Annotated in this window: 16 protein-coding genes; 13 read left to right on the top strand and 3 right to left on the bottom strand. The window is 61.2% G+C overall.

Annotation, left to right across the window (positions count from 1 at the left end):
* Positions 1 to 24: 24 nt before the first annotated feature.
* Complete coding sequence (locus tag KJF94_RS17335; protein WP_214377505.1) at positions 25 to 948, bottom strand: TIGR03571 family LLM class oxidoreductase; 924 nt, start codon at positions 946 to 948, stop codon at positions 25 to 27.
* Positions 949 to 1,221: 273 nt separating this feature from the next.
* Between KJF94_RS17335 and mrdA the strand changes: the two genes are divergently transcribed.
* Positions 1,222 to 3,114 carry a penicillin-binding protein 2 gene (mrdA, locus tag KJF94_RS17330; protein ID WP_214377504.1) on the top strand — a complete coding sequence of 631 codons (1,893 nt, stop codon included), beginning with the start codon at positions 1,222 to 1,224 and terminating at the stop codon, positions 3,112 to 3,114.
* Positions 3,115 to 3,126: 12 nt separating this feature from the next.
* Here the strand turns inward: mrdA and KJF94_RS17325 are convergent, their stop codons facing one another.
* Positions 3,127 to 4,083, bottom strand: a complete 957-nt coding sequence (locus KJF94_RS17325; RefSeq protein ID WP_084321076.1) for a LysR family transcriptional regulator — start codon at positions 4,081 to 4,083, stop codon at positions 3,127 to 3,129.
* Positions 4,084 to 4,239: 156 nt separating this feature from the next.
* On the opposite strand from KJF94_RS17325, the gene KJF94_RS17320 reads away from it, so the two are divergent.
* From KJF94_RS17320 to qhpG, 12 genes are all read left to right on the top strand, one after another.
* Complete coding sequence (locus tag KJF94_RS17320) at positions 4,240 to 5,541, top strand: MFS transporter (protein ID WP_214377503.1); 1,302 nt, start codon at positions 4,240 to 4,242, stop codon at positions 5,539 to 5,541.
* Complete coding sequence (locus KJF94_RS17315) at positions 5,538 to 6,293, top strand: class II aldolase/adducin family protein (RefSeq protein ID WP_214377502.1); 756 nt, start codon at positions 5,538 to 5,540, stop codon at positions 6,291 to 6,293. Before KJF94_RS17320 ends, KJF94_RS17315 begins: the two co-directional genes overlap by 4 nt.
* Entirely contained in the window at positions 6,290 to 7,219 is a 930-nt protein-coding gene (locus KJF94_RS17310) for a 2-hydroxyacid dehydrogenase (protein ID WP_214377501.1), read from the top strand. Before KJF94_RS17315 ends, KJF94_RS17310 begins: the two co-directional genes overlap by 4 nt.
* A gap of 120 nt (positions 7,220 to 7,339) precedes the next feature.
* A complete protein-coding gene (locus KJF94_RS17305; protein ID WP_214377500.1) occupies positions 7,340 to 8,719 on the top strand; it encodes an MFS transporter in 1,380 nt (459 codons plus the stop codon).
* Positions 8,720 to 8,737: 18 nt separating this feature from the next.
* The gene (locus tag KJF94_RS17300; protein WP_214377499.1) at positions 8,738 to 9,130 is read left to right on the top strand and encodes a RidA family protein; all 393 of its coding nucleotides are present in this window, start codon (positions 8,738 to 8,740) and stop codon (positions 9,128 to 9,130) included.
* Entirely contained in the window at positions 9,123 to 9,734 is a 612-nt protein-coding gene (locus KJF94_RS17295) for an RraA family protein (protein ID WP_214377498.1), read from the top strand. The genes KJF94_RS17300 and KJF94_RS17295 overlap by 8 nt, the downstream gene beginning before the upstream one ends.
* 90 nt (positions 9,735 to 9,824) lie before the next feature.
* The gene (locus KJF94_RS17290) at positions 9,825 to 11,054 is read left to right on the top strand and encodes a Zn-dependent hydrolase (protein WP_214377497.1); all 1,230 of its coding nucleotides are present in this window, start codon (positions 9,825 to 9,827) and stop codon (positions 11,052 to 11,054) included.
* Positions 11,055 to 11,219: 165 nt separating this feature from the next.
* On the top strand, positions 11,220 to 12,245 hold the full coding sequence (locus KJF94_RS17285) for a histone deacetylase family protein (RefSeq protein WP_214377496.1): 1,026 nt from the start codon (positions 11,220 to 11,222) through the stop codon (positions 12,243 to 12,245).
* A 232-nt stretch (positions 12,246 to 12,477) separates the two neighbouring features.
* Positions 12,478 to 14,382 (top strand): sigma-54-dependent Fis family transcriptional regulator, encoded by a 1,905-nt coding sequence (locus KJF94_RS17280; protein ID WP_214377495.1) that lies wholly within the window; start codon positions 12,478 to 12,480, stop codon positions 14,380 to 14,382.
* Positions 14,382 to 16,100, top strand: coding sequence for an ABC transporter ATP-binding protein (locus KJF94_RS17275; protein ID WP_214377494.1), 1,719 nt, complete (start codon positions 14,382 to 14,384; stop codon positions 16,098 to 16,100). Before KJF94_RS17280 ends, KJF94_RS17275 begins: the two co-directional genes overlap by 1 nt.
* Positions 16,090 to 16,767, top strand: coding sequence for a subtilisin-like serine protease QhpE (gene qhpE / locus KJF94_RS17270; protein ID WP_214377493.1), 678 nt, complete (start codon positions 16,090 to 16,092; stop codon positions 16,765 to 16,767). The genes KJF94_RS17275 and qhpE overlap by 11 nt, the downstream gene beginning before the upstream one ends.
* Positions 16,764 to 18,053, top strand: a complete 1,290-nt coding sequence (gene qhpG / locus KJF94_RS17265; protein ID WP_214377492.1) for a flavin-dependent monooxygenase QhpG — start codon at positions 16,764 to 16,766, stop codon at positions 18,051 to 18,053. The genes qhpE and qhpG overlap by 4 nt, the downstream gene beginning before the upstream one ends.
* Positions 18,054 to 18,165: 112 nt before the next feature.
* Here qhpG and KJF94_RS17260 read toward each other — a convergent pair whose 3' ends face one another.
* A complete protein-coding gene (locus KJF94_RS17260; protein WP_214377491.1) occupies positions 18,166 to 19,656 on the bottom strand; it encodes an aldehyde dehydrogenase family protein in 1,491 nt (496 codons plus the stop codon).
* Between the last annotated feature and the right edge of the window lie 263 nt (positions 19,657 to 19,919).

The following is a 19,919-nucleotide window of genomic DNA, read 5'->3' as shown; positions in this document are numbered from 1 at the left end:
CTGCCCCTGAACTCACTGACATAGTTAATGAAACTTCGGCAGAACGTATTCAGCGATCTCTTCAATAACGTCGGCAACCGGCCGTTCGCTACGACGCACATGCAGGCCAACATGCTGCACACCTGCTTCACGCAATGCCTGAAGCTCATCAATCAACGCCAATCGCCCGCAAATACCGCCGAAACGTACACGTCGCATCGGAGCATGAGGATTGGCCGCCAGATCGAGGTGGACGAAGCTGATGTAAGGCTTATCTCCACCCACTTCCCTCCATAGCCCCACCCGGCGACGATGTTCATCCGGCGTTCCGGGGTAGGCGAGCCAGCCATCCATATGTTCGCCAATCCAGGCAGGTGACTGCTGACCAAGACCTGCCACCAACAATGGCACTGCCTGGTCCCGCTGCGGAAGCAATTGCGCACCTTCAGGCAAGCGGCCTGCACCCTGGTCTCGCAGCAATTCCACCGTATCGCGGAAGATCTCTGCGCGCTGATCGTAATCCACACCAAACAACGGATATTCCATCGGCCGGTCGCCACTGGCCACGCCGAGCAGCAAGCGTCCATCACTCAACTCATCAATACTGTTTGCTGACTTCAAGGTGAGCCAAGGCTGACGCAACGGCAGTACTACCGCCGCTGTACCCAACATGATGTTGTCAGTAATTCCGGCCAGGTATCCAAGGTAGGAAAAGGTTTCGAACACCTGTGCGGCATCGCCGAAATTCGGATCGTAAACCGGTACATCGCGGACCCAAAGAGCTCGGAACCCAGCCTTGTCCGCCAGCCGCGCCATCGCCGCATGTTGCTTCAGGTCCGGAACACCGAAAGGCCGTTCTTCAGCAATCCTCCGCCGCTGGCCATCACTGGACCAATCATTATCCAGTGGCAGCTCCAGGCCAATGGAAAACCCGCTGGAGCCCAGTAATCGTTTGAATCGTGAATGCATGAAAAGACTCCCAGACAACAAAATGGAATGACATGCACACAGTATCCATAGGCCAATCGGCTAGAAAAATGCACGAATGGGAATATCAATCTTGAGCAAAACGCACGAGTACAACCAAAAGCCAGCCGTCGTTTTGGCCCTCAAGGACAACCGTTAGGGGAAATCGCGCTAAATCGATCGCACGGTTTTTGGTATGGTGCAGCTCGTTTTTTAACGGACTGATTTCAAGCCTAGGGATCGGCGCCCCATTTTTGTCAAAGAGCAGCTACAGAAATGCCCGAGCCAATACCGATCAAGGATCACGAAAAAGAGACGCGCCTGGTCAACAAAAGACTGATGGCTTGCGCCTTGTTCGTCGTCTCTATCACCTGCGCACTGGTGGTGCGCCTGTACGTGCTGCAAGTGGTCGAGTTTGACTATCACTCGACCATCTCCGAAAACAATCGCGTCCACGTATTGCCGATCACCCCCACGCGCGGGTTGATCTACGACCGCAATGGCGTGGTTCTCGCGGACAATCGCCCCAGCTTCAACCTGACCATCACCCGCGAACGCGCCTCCGACGTCAAAGAAGAGTTGGACGAGGTGGTCAACCTCTTGCACCTGCCCGCTGAGGACCGGACGCTGTTCGACAAGGCGATGAAGCAGACACGCCACCCATTTGTGCCTGTCACCCTGTTCTATGAACTCAGTGAAGAGCAAATCGCCGTACTCGCCGTCAACGAATTTCGTCTGCCCGGAATCGATGTCGAGCCACAATTCGTTCGCCACTACCCGATGGGCGCACACTTCGCGCATTCGATCGGCTATGTCGGTCGCATCAACGAGAAAGAATCCAAAGCCCTGGATACGGTCGAGTACCGTGGCACTCAATCCATCGGGAAGACCGGGATTGAAAAGTTCTATGAGTCAGAGTTGCACGGCCAGGTCGGTTACGAAGAAGTCGAAACCAACGCTCAGGGCCGCGTTCTGCGGGTGCTCAAACACACCGATCCGATCCCCGGTAAAAACATCGTCCTTAGCCTCGACGTCAAACTTCAGGAAGCCGCTGAAGAGGCCTTGGGTGATCGTCGCGGTTCCGTGGTCGCGCTCGATCCTTCGACCGGCGAAGTCCTGGCCATGGTCAGTAAACCGAGCTTCGACCCGAACCTGTTCGTGACCGGGATCAGCTTCAAGGAATATGCGGCGCTGCACGATTCCATCGACCGGCCGCTGTTCAACCGTGTGCTGCGCGGCCTCTACGCTCCGGGCTCGACTATCAAGCCAGAAGTGGCCATTGCCGGTCTCGACGCCGGCGTGGTTACCCCGCAGACCCGCGTCTTCGACCCCGGTTACTACCAACTTCCCGATTTTGATCACAAATACCGTAACTGGAACCACAGCGGCGACGGCTGGGTGGACATGGACGCGGCGATCATGCGCTCCAACGACACCTACTTCTACGATCTGGCCCACAAGCTGGGCATTGATCGCCTGCACGACTACATGGCGATGTTCGGACTCGGTGAGAAGGTCTCGCTGGACATGTTCGAAGAGTCTGCCGGCCTGATGCCGTCCCAGGCCTGGAAGCGTGCCACGCGCCGTCAGGCATGGTTCCCCGGCGAGACCGTGATCCTCGGCATCGGCCAGGGTTACATGCAGGTCACGCCGCTGCAGCTGGCTCAAGCCACTGCGCTGATCGCCAACAAAGGTATCTGGAACCGACCGCACCTGGCCAAGACCGTAGACGGTGTTGCGCCGGTGGATGAGCATCCGATGCCCAACATCCTGTTGAAAGACCCGCGTGACTGGGAGCAGGTGAACCACGGCATGCAAATGGTGATGCACGACGCACGCGGGATTGCCCGAGCGGCGGCGCAGGGTGCTCAGTACCGGATCGCAGGCAAGAGCGGTACGGCGCAGGTGGTCGCGATCAAACAGGGCGAGCGTTACAACCGGGCGAAAACCCTGGAGCGTAACCGCGACAACGCCTTGTTTGTCGGCTTCGCTCCGGCCGAGCATCCGAAGATTGTGATCTCGGTGATGATCGAGAACGGCGAGGCCGGCGGTCGCGTCGCTGGCCCTGTGGTGCGGCAGATCATGGACGCCTGGTTACTCGATCAGGACGGTCACCTGAAGCCGCAATACGCCACGCCGAGTAAAGCGCCGGGCGATCCTCACGTTTAACTGCTCAAGGCTTCACAGCACAGGCTCACGAATGCTGAGCATGTGCTGGAAGCTTTCGAGGAACACGGTTTCGGCCTGACTCATCTTCTGCTCGCGATTCCACAGCAGCTGGATATCGAAGTCCACCACCCCGTCTTCCGGCGGCAAACGCCAGAGCAATCCTTGCTCGACATCCCTTCGCACCAGATGCGTCGGCAGGCAGCCAATCCCGTAGCCTGCGCAAATCAAGCGATAAATCTCTTCGAAACTCGTCGATGAGGCGACGATCTTGCCGGTAAAGCCCTGCTCGTCGCGGAACAGTGTCAGCGGCGAAAGGTTGCCGCCGAGTTGATCACTGGTGAAACTGACGAAGTTCTCCGCCGCGAGCTGTTCCAGCGTCAGATTTTCTTGTCCGAACAGTCGATGACGCTGGCCACAGAAGTACGCATAGCGCTCGCGAAACAGTACCCGCTGCTCCAGCCGCGGCTGCGGTAAACGACACAGCCCGACGCCAATGGTCGCGGTCTTTTGCAGTAACGAACTGATGATGTTCGAGCTGCCCATCACTTCGACTTCCAGCTCGATTTTCGGATGGGTTTCATGGAAGTCGGCGAGGAAGTCATCGTAGTGTCGCGCCTGCACGCCGCTGACGGTGAGGATTCGAATCTTGCCCACCACGTCGTCGTGACGACTCTCTACTACCGTGCCCAATCGCGAAATATCGCCGTAGATATCCGCCGCAATGCGCAGGACTTCTTCCCCGGTTTCTGTCAGATCGAACCGTCGCCCGCTGCGGGCAATTAACACACATTCCAGTTGTTCTTCCAGTCGTTTAAGCGCCTGGCTGACCGCCGACTGCGTTATGTGCAGCCGCGCAGCAGCACGGCTCATGCTGCCTTCCTGGCCGATCACCAGGTAGGTGCGCAACAGGTTCCAGTCGAGGCGATCGTTGAGAAAACGTCGGCCCACCCAAGGGTTAGTGGAGGTCATGACAATTCCATGTAGTAGCAGTGCTAATAGTAAAGATAAGAATATGAAAATTGACTAATCCTGGCACGGAAGCGATAAAGCCCACAAGCGCCACAGAGTGCAACCATCAACAGCCTTCAGTACCTGCCCAAAACTATAAATACACAGGGTCCTTGCATGCACACCACCGCACAACCGCGAAGAGCCGCGGCCGCCGCTTTCATTGGCACGACAATCGAGTTCTACGACTTTTACATTTACGCCACCGCGGCGGCGCTGGTGCTTGGGCAAGTGTTCTTTCCCAGCAGCGACCCGGTGATGAGCACCCTGGCCGCCTTCGGTAGTTTCGCCGTCGGCTTCATCGCCCGCCCAATGGCCGGCATGGTGTTCGGTCACTTGGGGGATCGCCTCGGCCGCAAGAAAATGCTGCTGGTGACCATGGCGCTGATGGGCCTGGCGACTGCCGGTATCGGCCTGCTGCCCAGCTACGCCAGTGCCGGCATCTGGGCGCCGATCGGTCTCATCGTATTGCGCCTGATCCAGGGCATTTCGGTGGGTGGCGAGTGGGGCGGGGCGGTGCTGATGGCCAGCGAGCATGCGCCGGCCAAGCGCAAAACGTTCTACGCCTCGTTTGCCCAGCTCGGCAGTCCTGCGGGTTTGTTACTGGCCCTGATCGCCTTTCGCCTGGTGACGTCCCTTGAGCCTGAGCAATTCTTGTCCTGGGGCTGGCGTCTGCCGTTTCTCGCCAGCGGTGTGCTGATGATGGTCGGCCTGATGATCCGTTCCGGCGTGCACGAGTCGCCGGAATTCGCCAGGGCCCGAGACAACAAACAAACCGCCCAATACCCGGTGAAAGACGTGATCCGCACCTGCTGGCGGCAGATTCTGTTCGCCGCTGCGGCGGTGACCATTGGCTCCGCCGGATTCTTCTTCACCAACACGTTCATGATCACCTACGTCACCCAATATCAGGGCATCGCGCGCTCGACGATTCTCGATTGCCTGTTTTTGGTGACTGTCATTCAGTTGCTCTCGCAACCGCTCTCCGCACTGCTCGCCGAGCGCATCGGCGAGGGGCGCTTCCTGAAGCTCGTCGCGCTGTTGTGCATGGTCACGCCGTACCCGATGTTTCTGCTGGTGGGTACGCAAAACATTCTGTTGATGACCCTCGGCATCGCCCTGGCGGTGGTGATTCTGTCGGCGCTGTACGCGGTGATCGCCGGTTACATGACCCAGGCGTTCCCGGTGCATCTGCGCTACTCGGGCATTTCCATCGCTTACCAGTTGAGTTGCGCGCTGGCCGGCGGCACCACGCCGCTGATCGGCACGCTGCTGGCGAGCAAGTTTTCCGGACAATGGCTGCCGCTGGCGGTGTTCTTCACCTTGCTCTCGGCCCTGTCCCTGATCGGTGTTTGCGGGCTGGCCCGCCTGCGCGCCAACCCGGTCGTCACCCACGCTGCTAAAGAGGTGTATTCGTGAGTAAACCTGAACACATCGGCCCGGTTGAATGGAAGGCCCGTTGCGAACTGGCTGCGCTGTATCGGCTGGTCGCGCACTTTCGCATGACCGACTTGATCGACACCCACATCACCCTGCGTATTCCAGGGCCGGAACACCATTTCCTGATCAACCGCTACGGGGTAATTTTCGACCGCATGCGCGCTTCGGACCTGGTGCGTATCGATCAGGACGGGCGCATCGTCGATCCGGCCTACGAAGGCCATCGAGTCAACGCCGCCGGCTTCGTCATTCATTCGGCGATCCACATGGCCCGCCCGGATCTCAACTGCGTGATTCACACTCACACCGCCGCCGGCATGGCCGTTGCCGCGCAGAAGCAAGGTTTGCTGCCGATCAGTCAGCACGCGCTGAAGTTCTACGGCAAGTTGGCGTATCACACCTATGAAGGCATCGCGCTGTCGCTGGATGAGCGCGGGCGCTTGATCGACGACCTGGGGCCGCACCGGGCGATGATCCTGCGTAACCACGGCTTGCTGGTCGGTGGGTCGAGCGTGGCTCAGGCGTTTCAGGAAATTCACTTTCTTGAGCGTGCCTGTCAGGCGCAGGTTGCAGCGCTGGCCGGTGGTTGCGAACTGCATTACCCGTCCCCGGAAGTCTGTGCACACACCGCCGAACAGTTTGACCGCGATGAGCAGGACAACATCATCGACCTGGCCTGGGAGGCCGCTTTGACCCTGATCGAATCCCAGCGTGAGTCCTATCTGTCATGAACACCGTTGTTTTGCTGTCCCGCGACACCTTGCTGCTCAAGCAACTGCAAGCCGCGTTTTCTCGCAGCGCGCCGCAGCTCAACACCGTGCTGGCGGATGATCCGCTGGCCAAAAATGCGCAGATCGCGGCGTGCTGGTTTCCCTTGCCGGGCAGCCTTGCGGCATTGCCGAATCTGCAAGTGATTCACTCGGTCGCCGCCGGTATCGATCATCTGGAAAACGACCCGTCGTGCCCGGATCTGCCGGTTTGCCGGGTGGTCGATCCCGGCCACCGTCAGGGCATGACCGAGTACGTGCGTTGGGCGGTGATTCACTATCACCGTGGCTTTGATCAAGTGTTGGAACAACAACGCAAACAACACTGGGAGCGGCCGCTGCAACGGGCGGCGGGGCAATTCAAGGTCGGGGTGATGGGGCTGGGATCGTTGGGTAGCGCCATTGCCCAGGATCTGGCCGCTTCCGGTTATGACGTCCGTGGCTGGGCTCGCCGCAGCAAGGCGTTAACCGGCGTCCAGACATTCGCCGGTGCGCAAAACCTGAACCCGTTTCTTGATGGCGTGGAGGTGCTGATCAACCTGTTGCCGCTGACCCGGGAAACTCGCGGCATCCTCGGTCAGTCAACGTTCGAGCAGCTTGCCAACGGCGCCGCACTCGTCAATTGCGGACGAGGCGGTCATCTCAATATCGACGACCTCGAGCAAGCCCTGCAACTCGGAAAACTGCGCGGCGCGCTGCTGGATGTGTTCGAACAGGAACCACTGCCGGCCGATCACCGTCTCTGGACAATGCCCGGCGTCACGATTACTCCGCACATGGCTTCGGCAGCCTCCCACGACTGTATTGCCGAGCAAGTGGCGGAGAGCTTCCGCCGCTTGAATGCCGATGAACCGTTACTGAACAGCGCCGACCGATTATTGGGTTATTGACGTCACAAACTCGCCCATCAAGTTGGGCGATACATAACAACAATCTCGCACTTTCAACCGATTTACTGCCAGTCAAAACAATTAAATAAACGAGTTCTCAAAGAATTCCTGGAGTCAGTGATGAGCGATCTATCGTCCGCAGAAAAGTCAGGCGCACCGCCGGAAGTTGCTATCAGCATGAAAAAAGTCGCCGTGGCCAGTGTCATTGGCACGACGGTGGAATGGTACGACTTGTTTGTTTTCGCCACCGCGTCAGCGCTGGTGTTCAACAAGGTGTTCTTCCCGGACTTCGTGCCTTTGATCGGGACGTTGCTGGCGTTCGGCACGTTCGCTTCGGCGTACCTGGCGCGAATCGTCGGCGCCGCATTGTTCGGGCATTTCGGTGATCGTTTGGGTCGCAAGTCGATGCTGCTGATTTCGCTGCTGACCATGGGCGCCGCCACCTTCGCAATCGGCTTGTTGCCCAATTACGCGGCCATAGGCATCTGGGCGCCGATCCTGTTGTTACTGCTCAGGGTCATTCAAGGCCTGGCACTGGGCGGCGAGTGGGGCGGGGCGGTGTTGATGGCGGTGGAGCATGCACCGGCCAACAAGCGCGGCTTGTACGGTTCCTGGGTGCAGATCGGCGTGCCCGCCGGGACCATGATTGCCAACCTGGCGTTCCTGGTGATCGCGGCGTGGCTGTCGCCTGAAGACCTGCTGGCCTGGGGCTGGCGCATTCCGTTCCTGGCCAGCGTTTTGCTGATCGCCGTGGGCTTGTACATCCGCCTGAACATCGCTGAAACCCCGGCTTTCAACAAGGTCAAGGAAGCTGAAGTCCAAGTGAAAATGCCGTTGGCCGAAGTCTTTCGCAAGTACTGGAAACAAGTGGTGCTCGGCGGTATTGCGACGATGTCGACCGGTGCGTCGTTCAACATCATCGTCGCGTTCGGCCTGACGTACGGCACGCAGAATCTGGGCTTCAGTCGCAGCGTGATGCTCGGCGTGGTGCTGCTCTCCTGCGCCTGGTGCATCGTCATGTTGCCGGTATTTGGTGCGCTGTCGGACCGTTACGGACGCAAGCCGATCATCGTCGCCGGCATCGTCGCTGAGGCGTTGGTGGCGTTCCCGATGTTCTGGTTGATGGACACCAAAGAGCTGTCATTGGTGATCTTCGGCTACTTGCTGTTGATGACCGCCTTCGCCGCCAACTACGGGCCGATTGCAACCTTCCTTGCGGAGTTGTTCGGTACGCGGGTGCGCTATTCGGGGCTGTCGATCAGCTACATGTTGTCCGGGCTGCTCGGCAGCGCAGCAACGCCCATCGTCACCACCGCGTTGCTCGCAGCCACTGGCAAAGGCTCGTCGGTGGCCTGGTACATGATTGGCGCGGCGCTGATTTCCCTGCTGGCGCTGTTGCTGTTGACCGAGACCTTCAAGCGAGACATCAGCGAAATCCCTGCGGCGGTGACCGCCGACGATCAACCCGCTCGCAAACCTTTCAAATCGGCTGCGGCCTGATCCATGGAGTTCAACAGCATGCGCAGAATCCAGTCAGCCCCGGGCTTCATCGGCCCGGTCGGGCCTTACTCTCAAGCGGTGGTCAGCGGCCATCTGGTGTTCACCGCCGGGCAGATTCCGGCCCAGAGCGGGCTCGACGACCAGCCCGCCGATTTCACTGAACAAGTGCGGCAAACCTTGCGCAATCTCGAGGCGATCCTGATCGAGGCCGGCTCGGACTTCAGTCATGTGATCAAGGTCAATGCGTACCTGACCGATCCCGCGCAACTGGAGCCGTTCAACGCGGTATACCGCGAGTTTCTCGGCCATGCGCCGCCCGCGCGAACCACGGTTTGTGTGGCGCTGTGGGGCGTTTCGCTGGAAATCGATTGTGTGGCCGAGTTGATTGCCAGGGAGTTGCAGCATGGATAAGTCGCAGCTGATCGAGCAGTTCAAAGCGGTGAGCTTTCCTACCCTCGGGCATTTTCTGGAGGAGGGCTTTGCCGACTCGCAACTGCGAGCCATGGTGCCCAATGTGAAACTGGTCGGCCGGGCGTTGACGCTGAAACTGGTGGGCGCCGATGCCATCGCCGTCAACCAGGCGTTGGCGTTGATAACACCGGGCGATGTGCTGGTGATCGACACGGGAGGCGACTGGCAACACGCCCCGGTCGGCGCGGTCACCAGTTGTGCCGCGAGCTGCGCCGGTGCGGCGGGAATCGTGGTTGACGGCGCGGTCACCGATCTGCTGGAGCTGCGTGAAGGCGGGTTACCCGTCTTCGCTCGCGGCACCAGCCTGCTGACCACCAAGTTACATGGCCGGGGCGACAGCGAAATCAATCAGCCAATTCATTGCGCAGGTGTCACGGTGCAGCCGGGCGATCTGGTGCTGGGGGACGACAACGGTGTGCTGTTTCTCGACTGGTCAACGGCGGCCAGTGTGATCGAACAGGCGCTGGCGTCCGATCACGCCGAGCCGCGTTTGCTTGAACGTTTACGCGCTGGCGAACCGGTCGCGCAGGTGTTGCGTGTTTAGGTCGCCACCACCACCACGCGCTCGGCCCGGCAGCCGATTGCGCACAACCGGACAGATCACCTTTTCAGCTGGATTTTCGTGGAGTGATTTATGTTGAAGATTAATGGCGAACGCCTGTGGGCGAGTCTGATGGCGATGGCCGAAATCGGCGCCACCGCACGCGGCGGCAGTTGCCGTCTGGCCCTTAGCGATGAAGACAAGGCCGGCCGCGAACTGTTTGCCCACTGGTGCCGCGAAGCCGGCATGACCCTGAGCGTGGACGCTATCGGCAACCTGTTCGCCCGCCGCGCCGGCACTGATCCGGACGTCGCGCCGGTGATGATGGGCAGCCACCTCGACACCCAGCCTGAAGGCGGACGCTTCGACGGCGTGTACGGCGTACTCGCCGGCCTGGAAGTGGTGCGTTGCCTCAACGACCTCGGCATCCAGACCCGCAAGCCGCTGGAAGTGGCGGTGTGGACCAACGAAGAAGGCGCGCGTTTCACCCCGGCGATGTTCGGCTCGGCGGTGTTCACCGGCATCATGCAACTGGACACGGCGCTGGCGGTGCAAGACATCGATGGCATCAGCGTCGCTGATGAATTGCAGCGCACCGGTTACGCCGGTGAGCGTCCATTGGGTGGCGCGGTGGATGCGTATTTTGAAGCGCACATCGAACAGGGGCCGATCCTTGAGGACAACGCCAAAAGCATCGGCGTGGTCAGCGGCGGCCAGGCGATTCGCTGGCTCGACGTGCGGGTCGAAGGCATGGCCGCCCACGCGGGCACCACGCCGATGCCTCTTCGCAAGGATGCCTTGTACGGCGTGGCGCAGATGATTCAGGCGATCGAAGGTCTGGCGTCTGATTTCGCGCCGGAAGGCCTGACCACCGTCGGCGAGTTGAGCATCAACAAGTCGTCGCGCAACACCATTCCGGGGCTGGTGAATTTCACCGTCGACCTGCGTCATCACCGCGACGAAGCCATCGAGGCGATGGAGCAGCAGGTTCGTGCACGCCTTCAGACGATTGCCGATGAGCGCGGTCTGAAACTGACGATCACCCCGCACTGGATCAGCCCGGCGACGCCGTTCGACGCGGACTGCGTGGCGGCGGTGCAGCAAGCGGTGGACGCGCTGGGCTACGCTCAACAATCGATTGTCAGCGGCGCCGGGCATGACGCGATTCACCTGGCGCGGTTCTGTCCGACAGCGATGGTGTTTATTCCGTGCGTTGGTGGCTTGAGTCATAACGAAGCGGAAGACGTGGTGCCTGAAGATGTGCGGCAGGGTACCGATGTGTTGCTTAACGCCGTGCTGTCCCGCGCCGGCATTGCCAATTAAGGAACAGAGCTGCGAACACAACACCTGTGGCGAGCGAGCTTGCTCGCGCTGGGCTGCGTAGCGGCCCCAAAATTCTGGCAGTTGATGTGAGTGCTGCGCACTCAAGCGCGAGCAAGCTCGCTCGCCACAGGGAATTCGTCCGGATTCAAGATTAGGTATTTGACCATGCGCAGTTTTTTCCATCCCGAACAATTGCTCCATCATCCACGCAGTTACTACTCGCGTGGGCAGATGCGTACGCCGCAGGAAGTGCCCGAGCGCGCGCAGCGACTGGTGCAGGCGTCTCACTCATTGGGCTTTAAAGTCGAGCAACCGGTCGATGCCGGACTTGATCCGCTGCTGGCGGTGCACGGTGCGCCTTACCTGGCGTTTCTGCAGGAAGCGCATCAGCGCTGGAAGGAAATCCCTGAAGATTGGGGCGACGAAGTGATGTCGAACATCTTCGTCCGCGAGCCCAACGCCCTGCGCGGGATTCTGGCTCAAGCCGCGCGGTATCTGGCGGATGGCAGTTGCCCGGTGGGCGAACAGACCTGGCGTTCGGCCTATTGGTCGGCGCAAAGCGCGGTGGCCGGGGCACAGGCGTTGCTCGATGGCGAACCGGCGGCTTACGCCTTGTGCCGTCCACCTGGGCATCACGCTCGAGCGGAGGCGGCGGGTGGTTTCTGTTATGTGAACAACGCGGCGGTGGCGGCGCAGGTGTTGCGCGGCGGGTTTGATCGAGTCGCGGTGCTCGATACCGACATGCACCACGGACAAGGGATTCAGGAGGTTTTCTACGACCGTGATGACGTGCTGTATGTCTCGGTGCATGGCGATCCGACCAATTTCTATCCAGGGGTTGCCGGGTTTGGGGATGAGCGCGGTGTCGGGGCGGGTGAGGGGTTCAACCTCAACTTGCCGATGGCGCATGGTTCGAGCGAGGCGGACTTTCTTGAGCAACTGGACGTGGCGCTGGCAGCGGTGAAGGATTTTGGAGCGCAAGTGCTGGTGCTGTCGTTGGGCTTCGACATTTTCGAGCTGGACCCGCAGAGCAAAGTGGCGGTGACGCGGGAAGGGTTCGCACGGCTGGGTGAGCGGATCCGCAGCCTTGGGTTGCCGTGTCTGATTGTGCAGGAAGGGGGGTATCACCTGGAGAGTCTGGAGGATAATGCGCGGGCGTTTTTTGTGGGGCCGGAGGTGTGGAAGCTCTGATTTTTTGGGGGCTGGGAGGCCGCCATCGCGAGCAGGCTCGCTCCCACAGTGTCCGAGTCGAACCGCCTATTTGTGAACGACGCTGACCCTGTGGGAGCGTGGCTTGCCCGCGAAGAACGATAACGCGGTGCAACGGATGAAACACACTTGCCATCGCCCTGACGTTAACGTAAAGATTGCGGCAGGGCGCTGAACTTAAAAGAGCGCAGGGCGGACCGATCCGGAGCGCTTGATGACGCTAATAAAAACAACTTCCCCCAAGCTGCACCATGAAGCCCGGCTGGCCCGGGAAAAACTCCATCTCGAGGGCGAAGTTCCCGATGGCGTGTTGCGGGCAGAAATCGATGCGTCGTGGCGACGCAGCCTCAGCCATGGCGTGCATTTCAACAGCAAACATGAACTGACACTGGAATCGAGCGCGAGCCTCGATGTGCTGCTGTCGAGCAATCGCCTGCTGATCGACGCGGCGTTGCCGGCCATCGATTACCTGGCCGAGCGCCAGGGTAAGGAAGGGCTGATCATCCTCGCCAATTCCGACGCCACCATCCTCGCCGTCGAAGGCCGTGCCGATCGTCTCAAGGGCAGTGGCCTGCAAGACATCACCCTCGGGGCCTGCTGGAGCGAAGCCGCTCGCGGTACCAACGCGCTGGGCACCGCACTGGTGGAAGCCCGGCCGACAATGATCGATTGCGGCGAGCATTACCTCGATCGCCTGACCGATTTCTCCTGCACCTCGGTGCCGATTTATTGCCCGCAAGGCGACATCCTCGGCGTCCTCGACCTGACCCGCGAAGGCCCGCTCGGCCGCGTTCACGACAGCACCGCGCTGCTGGCCATGGCCGTCAGCCAGATCGAAAGCCGGGTGTTCAACGCCAGTTTTCCCGACCAGATCGTCCTGGCCTTCCACAGCCGTCGGCAATACCTCGAATCCCCTTGGCAAGGCCTGTTGGCGGTGAGTCTCGGCGGGCAGATTCTCGCGGTCAGCGCCCAAGCCTGTCAGTTGCTGCACGCCGAACGCTCGGCATTGGTCGGCCGTCGTTGCGAGGAGTTTCTCGGCGTCGATGGCTTGCAACTGCTGTCGCGTTTGCATCAGGGCGGGGTCGGCAGTCTGCAGACCGCCAAAGGCGAGTTCTTCTACAAAACCCTGCGCGCGCCGCAGCGGTCGATCAACGTCAGCACGCCGCCGCGCAGCACCGCCAAAACCGCTAAACCGCAACCCGATCTCGACACCCTGGCCGGCAGCAATGTCCGCTATGCCCGCGCCTTGCGCATGGCACGCCAGGGGCTGGCCAACGAATTGCCGGTGTTGCTGCTCGGCGAAACCGGCACCGGCAAGGAAGTCATTGCCCGCGCCTTGCACATGGCCGGCAGTCGTTGCGACAAACCCTTCGTCGCGGTGAACTGCGCGGCGATTCCCGAAGGCCTGATCGAGTCGGAACTGTTCGGCTACCGCGAAGGCGCATTCACCGGTTCCCGTCGAGGCGGCATGGTCGGGCGTCTGCAACAGGCTCACGGCGGCACGTTGTTTCTCGACGAAATCGGCGACATGCCGCTGGCCTTGCAGGCGCGTCTGCTGCGCGTCTTGCAGGACCGTAAAGTCGCACCGCTAGGCGCCGGCGAAGAACAGGACATCGACGTCGCCCTGATCTGCGCCACCCACCGCGACCTCAAACGCTTGGTCGAAGAAAAACACTTCCGTGAAGACCTGTTCTATCGCGTCAACGGCATCAGCGTGATGCTGCCGGCTCTGCGCGAGCGCGACGATTTCAGCGGGCTGGTCAGTCGACTACTGGCAAAACTCGACGCACCGACCATGGTCCTGCATGACGACTTGAACCGCTTGCTCGCGGGCTATCACTGGCCAGGCAACATCCGCCAACTGGAAATGGTGTTGCGCACCGCGCTGGCCATGCGCGAGCCGGGGGATACGGTGCTCACCCTCGACCACTTGCCCGACAGCATGCTCGACGAACTGAACGCCAGCGAACGCCCTCCGTCGGGCAGTATTCGCGAAAACGAACTGGAGCTGATTCGCCAGTCCCTGGACAGCCATCAGGGCAACGTGTCGGCCGCCGCCGACGCCCTGGGTATCAGCCGCGCGACCCTGTATCGCAAGCTCAAACAGTTGCGCTCGTGATGCAGCGCCTGATCGTTCGGCTGATTGACAGCCAGAATCCCGAAGCCCTGCAAGCGGCATTGCGCTGGCTGTACAGCTTTGTGCGGCCGCACCGTCTGGCGATTGCCGGACTGTTGGGATTGTCGGTCTGCGCCTCGTCGCTGGTGCTGGTGCAGCCCTGGCTGACCAAGCTGTTGATCGACGATGGCTTGCTGGCGCGCAACTTCCCGATGCTGGTACTGATCGCCGGGCTGATGATCGTCGCCGGGTTGCTTGGGACGGCGTTGTCGGGGATCAATCGTTACCTGCATACGCGTTTGTCCGGGCGGATTCTGTTCTCGCTGCGCGACGACCTTTACCGGCATTTGCAAACCCTGTCGCCGAGTTTCTACGGTCAGCGGCGCATCGGTGATTTGATGTCGCGCCTCGATGGCGATGTTGCGGAGATTCAGCGCTTCGCCGTGGACTCGTTGTTTTCGGCAGTGTCGAGCGTGATCGGTCTGGTGGTGGCGGTGGCGATGCTGCTGACCTTGTCGTGGAAACTCTCGCTGTTGGCATTGGTGCTGATTCCGCTCGATGTGCTCTGGCTGCGCTGGATGCGGCGCAAGGTCGAGCGCGATGTTCGGCAGTTGCGTGAGCGTTCGGCGGACATGTCGTCGTTCATGGTCGAGACCTTGCCGGTGATGAAATTCATTCAGTCGGCCGGTCAGCAACAACGAGAGTCGCGACGACTGGAGGCATTGGGCCAAGGCTATATGAGTCAGTTGCTGCGCCTGCAAGTCACTGAGTTTTTTACCCAGGCCGTGCCGGGCACGTTGACCTCACTGTCCCGGGCCTGTGCGTTTTTGATTGGCGGTTACTGGGTGGTGCAAGGGACGTGGCAACTGGGCGCGCTGATCGCGTTTTCCACGTACCTGGGGATGGCCGTAGGACCGGTTCAGAGCTTGCTCGGACTCTATGTCGCGATTCAGCGGATGACCGTCAGCCTCGGGCGCGTGATGGAATTGCGTGGTGAAAAACCGACGGTACTGACCCCCGTTGAACCCAAGCCAATGCCAACCTCCGGCGAACTGCGTTTCGACGACGTGCACTTCAGCCATGCCGGCCGGCCGAGCACCTTGAGCGGCATCGAAGCGCGAATTCCCTACGGCTTGAAAGTCGCCCTGAGCGGCGGCTCCGGAGTCGGCAAATCGACGCTGATCGACCTGTTGCAACGGCACCACGATCCGCAGTCCGGTCGGGTATTGTTGGGCGAGGTCGACCTGCGGGAACTGGACCTGTTCCAGTTGCGCCGGCGGATTGCCGTGGTCAGTCAGGACATCGTGCTGTTTCGCGGCAGTCTCGCCGAAAACCTGGCCTACGCCGTGCCCGACGCCAGTCGTGAAGCGATTGCCGAAGTGGCGCGGCTGGCGCAACTCGACAGCCTGATCGCCTCGTTGCCCGAAGGCCTCGACAGTCCGTTGGGCGAGCGCGGTCAGCAGTTGTCCGGCGGGCAGAAACAACGCATCGCCATCGCCCGGGCGCTGTTGCAGGATCCACTGATTCTGGTGCTGGACGAAGCGACCTCGGCGGTGGATGAAGCCACCGAGCGCGAAGTGATCGAGGCCATCGATCGACTGTTTGCCGGGCGCACGCGCATTCTCATCAGTCATCGCCCTTCAACCCTGGCCGACGCCGATCTGCGCTTCGAATTGCTCGACGGCGTGCTCACTTCGAAAACGGTGCAGCATGAAGTCTGAACTGCGAATCGGAGTGGTAGACAGCGGTCATTCGGCGGCGCAGCGGGTTCAGGTGATCGCGGGGCGACGCTTCTCGTTGCTGGAGGACGGACTGGCGGAAAGCGCTTTGCGCGATGATCCGCTGGGCCACGGCAGCGCGGTGATCGAGGCCATCGGTCGGCGGGCCCCTTCGGCGGTGTTCTGCGTGGCTCAGGTTTTCGATCAGCGTGGTGTCACCAGTGCCTTGCAGATCGCCACGGCCATTGACTGGCTGGTGGAGCAGGACGTGCGCCTGATCAATCTGAGCCTCGGGTTGCGACAGGATCGCAGCCTGTTGCGCGAGGCGTGCGCAGGGGCGGTGGCGCGGGGCATTTTACTGTGTGCGTCCAGCCCGGCCCAGGGCGAGGGTGTGTTCCCGGCGAATTATCCGCAGGTGTTGCGCGTGACCGGCGATGCGCGTTGTGCCGAACAGGAGTGGTCGTGGCTCAACAGTGCCCAGGCGGATTTCGCCGCGTGCGTACACGGGACGTATCCGGGGCAGTCCGGCGCCAGTCTGGGCTGCGCGGCGTTGAGCGGGCACATTGCGGGTTTCCTGGTTGCACAACCCGAGGTGAGCAACGAGCAGGTCATCGACTGGCTGCGGGAAAACGCGCGTTATCGCGGGCCTGAGCGGCGTTTGGGCCCATGATTCTGATTCTTGGCGCAGGGCCGGCGGGCGCGGCGGTGGCCCTGGGTTTGCGGCGGCTCGGTTACGCGGTGACGCTGGTCAGCGAGTGGCGACGGTTTGCGGCGCTGGAAGGCGTTTCCATCCGGGTGCTGGAAGCCTTGCGCGGTGCCGGTCTGCATCAAGCGTTGGCGGATGCGGCGTTGCCGTCTCAACGGCAGGTGTCGTGGAACGGCCAGCAGCATGCGCAAAACATCGAGTTTCTGCTGGACCGCCCGTACTTTGATCGAGGCCTGCGTGAAGACTTGCACCTGGCGGGCGTTGAGTTGGTCGAAGGTCGAGTGCTGAGCGTTCAGACCTCGGCTGCGGGACATCGGGTCGAGATTGAAGGGCACGAAGCGCTGGTCGCCGATTTTCTGGTAGAGGCACGCGGACGCCAGGCGCCGGCGCTCGGCAAAGGCTTGCGCGGGCCGGAGACGGTCAGTCTGCTCAATCGTTGGCAAGGCGCGCCGGGCGCCACCGCCAGCGCCGTGGAAAGCCTTGAGGACGGCTGGGCGTGGATGGCACGGCGGGCGGACGGTCAGTGTTACTGGCAGTGGACGGTGGACGTGGCCAGCGCGCATTTGCCGGGCAAGGCGCAGTTGCTCGATTACTGCCGCCAGCGGCGCCGGAATTCCACGTTGGCGCAGGCGTTTTTTGGGGGTGTTCCCGAGGTCGATCTACAACTGCATGCCCGCAGCAGCACCGCGATTCTGAGCCCGCAGGTGTGTGGCGAAAACTGGATTCGGGTCGGCGATGCGGCGATGGCGGTGGATCCGCTGTCTGGCAATGGCATCTTTCAGTCCTTGTCCTCGGCGTTGCAGGCGCCGACGGTGATCAATACGCTGTTGCGAAAACCTGAGCGGGCGGCGTTGGCCCAGCGTTTTCATCAGCAACGGGTGGCGCAGTTGTTTTTGCGGTTTGCGCGGATCGGGCGGGATTTTTATGCCGATGAGCAGCGTTGGCCGGATCAGCCGTTCTGGCAGGCGCGGCGGCAGTGGCCGGATGCGCAGGTGGCGCATGCCGAAGCGGATTTTTCTTCGTTGAGAATCGAGCGAGCACCGGTGTTGAAAGAGGGGTTTGTGGATGAGGCTGAGGTGGTGATCACGGCGGATCAGCCGTTGGGGATCTGGCATGTGCAGGGCGTTGAGCTGGCGCCGTTGGTGCGGCGGTTGCGGACCGAGTCTGCTGAGCAGGTGTTGGCGGGATTGACGGTGGAGCAGGGGCGGGTGATGCGGAGTTGGTTGTTGGCTCAGGGGTTCAAACCTTGAATGTGTGGTGACTGGTGTGGCCTCTTCGCGGGCAAGCCTCGCTCCTACAGGGGGGCGCATTCCCTGTAGGAGCGAGGCTTGCCCGCGAAGGCGGCCTGAAGAACGATGAAGATCAGAGCTTGATCAACACCGACTTCAACTCCGTGTAATGCTCAATCGCCGCATACCCCATCTCCCGCCCAACCCCCGACATCTTGTACCCGCCAAACGGCAGCGCCGGGTCCAGGGCGCTGTGGCAATTGACCCACACCGAGCCGGACTTGATCCGCGGAATCATCCGGTGCACTGCCGCCAGATCATTCGACCAGATACTCGCCCCCAACCCGTACGGGCTGTCATTGGCCATGCGCAACGCATCGGCCTCATCATCAAACGGAATTGCGACCAGCACCGGGCCGAAGATCTCTTCCTGCACCAGCGAATGCTTCTGATCGACATCGACGATCACCGTCGGTTTGACGAAGAATCCCGGCCCGAATTGCTCACCACCGCAGGCGATGGTCGCGCCACTTTCCCGGCCTTTTTCGATGTACCCGTAAACCCGTTCCTGCTGCCGCGCGGAGATCAGCGGCCCCATCTCCACGCTCGGGTCCAGCCCGTTGCCGAGCTTCATGGCGTTGGCAATGTCGGCGATGTCCGCCACCACATTGTCGAAATGCTTGCGCTGCACATACAGGCGCGAACCGGCACAGCATACCTGGCCCTGATTGAAGAAAATCGCACTGGCGGCGCCCGCGGCGGCGGTCTTCAGATCGGCATCGGCCATGACGATGGTCGGCGATTTGCCACCCAGTTCCAGGGTGACCCGGGTCATGGAGTCCATGGCGATCTTACCGATCTGCTTGCCCACGGCGGTGGAGCCGGTGAAGGTCAACTTGTCCACCAGCGGGTTTTGGGTCAGGGCTGAACCGGCAGTGATGCCAGTGCCGGTGACCACGTTGAACACACCTTCGGGGTAACCGGCTTCCAGCACCAGTTCGGCGAGTTTCAGCGCGGTCAGCGGGGTTTCGTCGGCAGGCTTGAGCACCACGGTGCAGCCGGTGGCCAGGGCCGGGCCAAGTTTCCAGCAGGCCAGCAGCAACGGAAAGTTCCAGGCGACGATGGCGCCCACCACGCCCACCGCTTCGCGACGAATGAAACTGTGAAACTGATCGTTCGGCATCAGCGGCAACGACACTTCAACGCTGGAACCTTCGATCTTGGTCGCCCAACCGGCCATGTAGCGCAGGAAGTCGATGGACAATTGCACGTCCATCACCTGGGCCACCGCCGCGCTTTTGCCGTTGTTCAGGCATTCCAGTTGCGCGAGCAGTTCGGCGTCGCGCTCCATCAGCTCGGCGAGTTTCCACAGCAAATTCTGCCGCTCGCGAGGGCGGGTGCGAGTCCAGGCGGAATCATCGAATGCCTGACGGGCCGCGAGCACCGCACGGTCAACGTCTTCCGGCGTGGCCCGCGGCACCACGCACAGCACTTCGCCGGTGGCCGGGTTGTGCAGGGGCATGGTCTGGCCGTCGGCGGCCTCGACCCAGTCGCCGCCGATAAGCATGCGTGGGGCGCGCTGGATGAACGCCGAGGTGGCGGGAAGCAGGTAGGGGAGCGTCATGGCGAGGCCTCTTGTTGTTCGTGAGAACGAGGCTTTCGCAATGGCTGTGCCAAGTGCCGAAAAGGCGCCGCCCGCCCAAGGCTGGCGCGTGGTTTGAGCGGGAAGGGGAGGATGAACGGATCAATTTTGTCGCATTTCGCGACACTCTCTGAGACGACGAGCAACCGGTTCTCGGCCTTGAGACACCTTCGGTTGGGGATTAGAATTTTCAGGCTCGGTGGGTGAAATGACGGAGCATTTACCCGGCACATATCTGGTGTAAG

The organism is Pseudomonas hormoni (assembly GCF_018502625.1).
Taxonomy (GTDB): domain Bacteria; phylum Pseudomonadota; class Gammaproteobacteria; order Pseudomonadales; family Pseudomonadaceae; genus Aquipseudomonas; species Aquipseudomonas hormoni.
The sequence above is the reverse complement of the archived record's forward strand: the minus strand, read 5'-3'. Positions and strand labels throughout refer to the sequence as shown.

Excerpts from the sequence above, each read along its gene's own strand:
- KJF94_RS17335 (WP_214377505.1), bottom strand. The coding sequence starts at position 948 with ATGCATTCACGATTCAAACGATTACTGGGCTCCAGCGGGTTTTCCATT.
- mrdA (WP_214377504.1), top strand. The coding sequence starts at position 1,222 with ATGCCCGAGCCAATACCGATCAAGGATCACGAAAAAGAGACGCGCCTG.
- KJF94_RS17325 (WP_084321076.1), bottom strand. The coding sequence starts at position 4,083 with ATGACCTCCACTAACCCTTGGGTGGGCCGACGTTTTCTCAACGATCGC.
- KJF94_RS17320 (WP_214377503.1), top strand. The coding sequence starts at position 4,240 with ATGCACACCACCGCACAACCGCGAAGAGCCGCGGCCGCCGCTTTCATT.
- KJF94_RS17310 (WP_214377501.1), top strand. The coding sequence starts at position 6,290 with ATGAACACCGTTGTTTTGCTGTCCCGCGACACCTTGCTGCTCAAGCAA.
- KJF94_RS17305 (WP_214377500.1), top strand. The coding sequence starts at position 7,340 with ATGAGCGATCTATCGTCCGCAGAAAAGTCAGGCGCACCGCCGGAAGTT.
- KJF94_RS17300 (WP_214377499.1), top strand. The coding sequence starts at position 8,738 with ATGCGCAGAATCCAGTCAGCCCCGGGCTTCATCGGCCCGGTCGGGCCT.
- KJF94_RS17295 (WP_214377498.1), top strand. The coding sequence starts at position 9,123 with ATGGATAAGTCGCAGCTGATCGAGCAGTTCAAAGCGGTGAGCTTTCCT.
- KJF94_RS17290 (WP_214377497.1), top strand. The coding sequence starts at position 9,825 with ATGTTGAAGATTAATGGCGAACGCCTGTGGGCGAGTCTGATGGCGATG.
- KJF94_RS17285 (WP_214377496.1), top strand. The coding sequence starts at position 11,220 with ATGCGCAGTTTTTTCCATCCCGAACAATTGCTCCATCATCCACGCAGT.
- KJF94_RS17280 (WP_214377495.1), top strand. The coding sequence starts at position 12,478 with ATGACGCTAATAAAAACAACTTCCCCCAAGCTGCACCATGAAGCCCGG.
- KJF94_RS17275 (WP_214377494.1), top strand. The coding sequence starts at position 14,382 with ATGCAGCGCCTGATCGTTCGGCTGATTGACAGCCAGAATCCCGAAGCC.
- qhpE (WP_214377493.1), top strand. The coding sequence starts at position 16,090 with ATGAAGTCTGAACTGCGAATCGGAGTGGTAGACAGCGGTCATTCGGCG.
- qhpG (WP_214377492.1), top strand. The coding sequence starts at position 16,764 with ATGATTCTGATTCTTGGCGCAGGGCCGGCGGGCGCGGCGGTGGCCCTG.
- KJF94_RS17260 (WP_214377491.1), bottom strand. The coding sequence starts at position 19,656 with ATGACGCTCCCCTACCTGCTTCCCGCCACCTCGGCGTTCATCCAGCGC.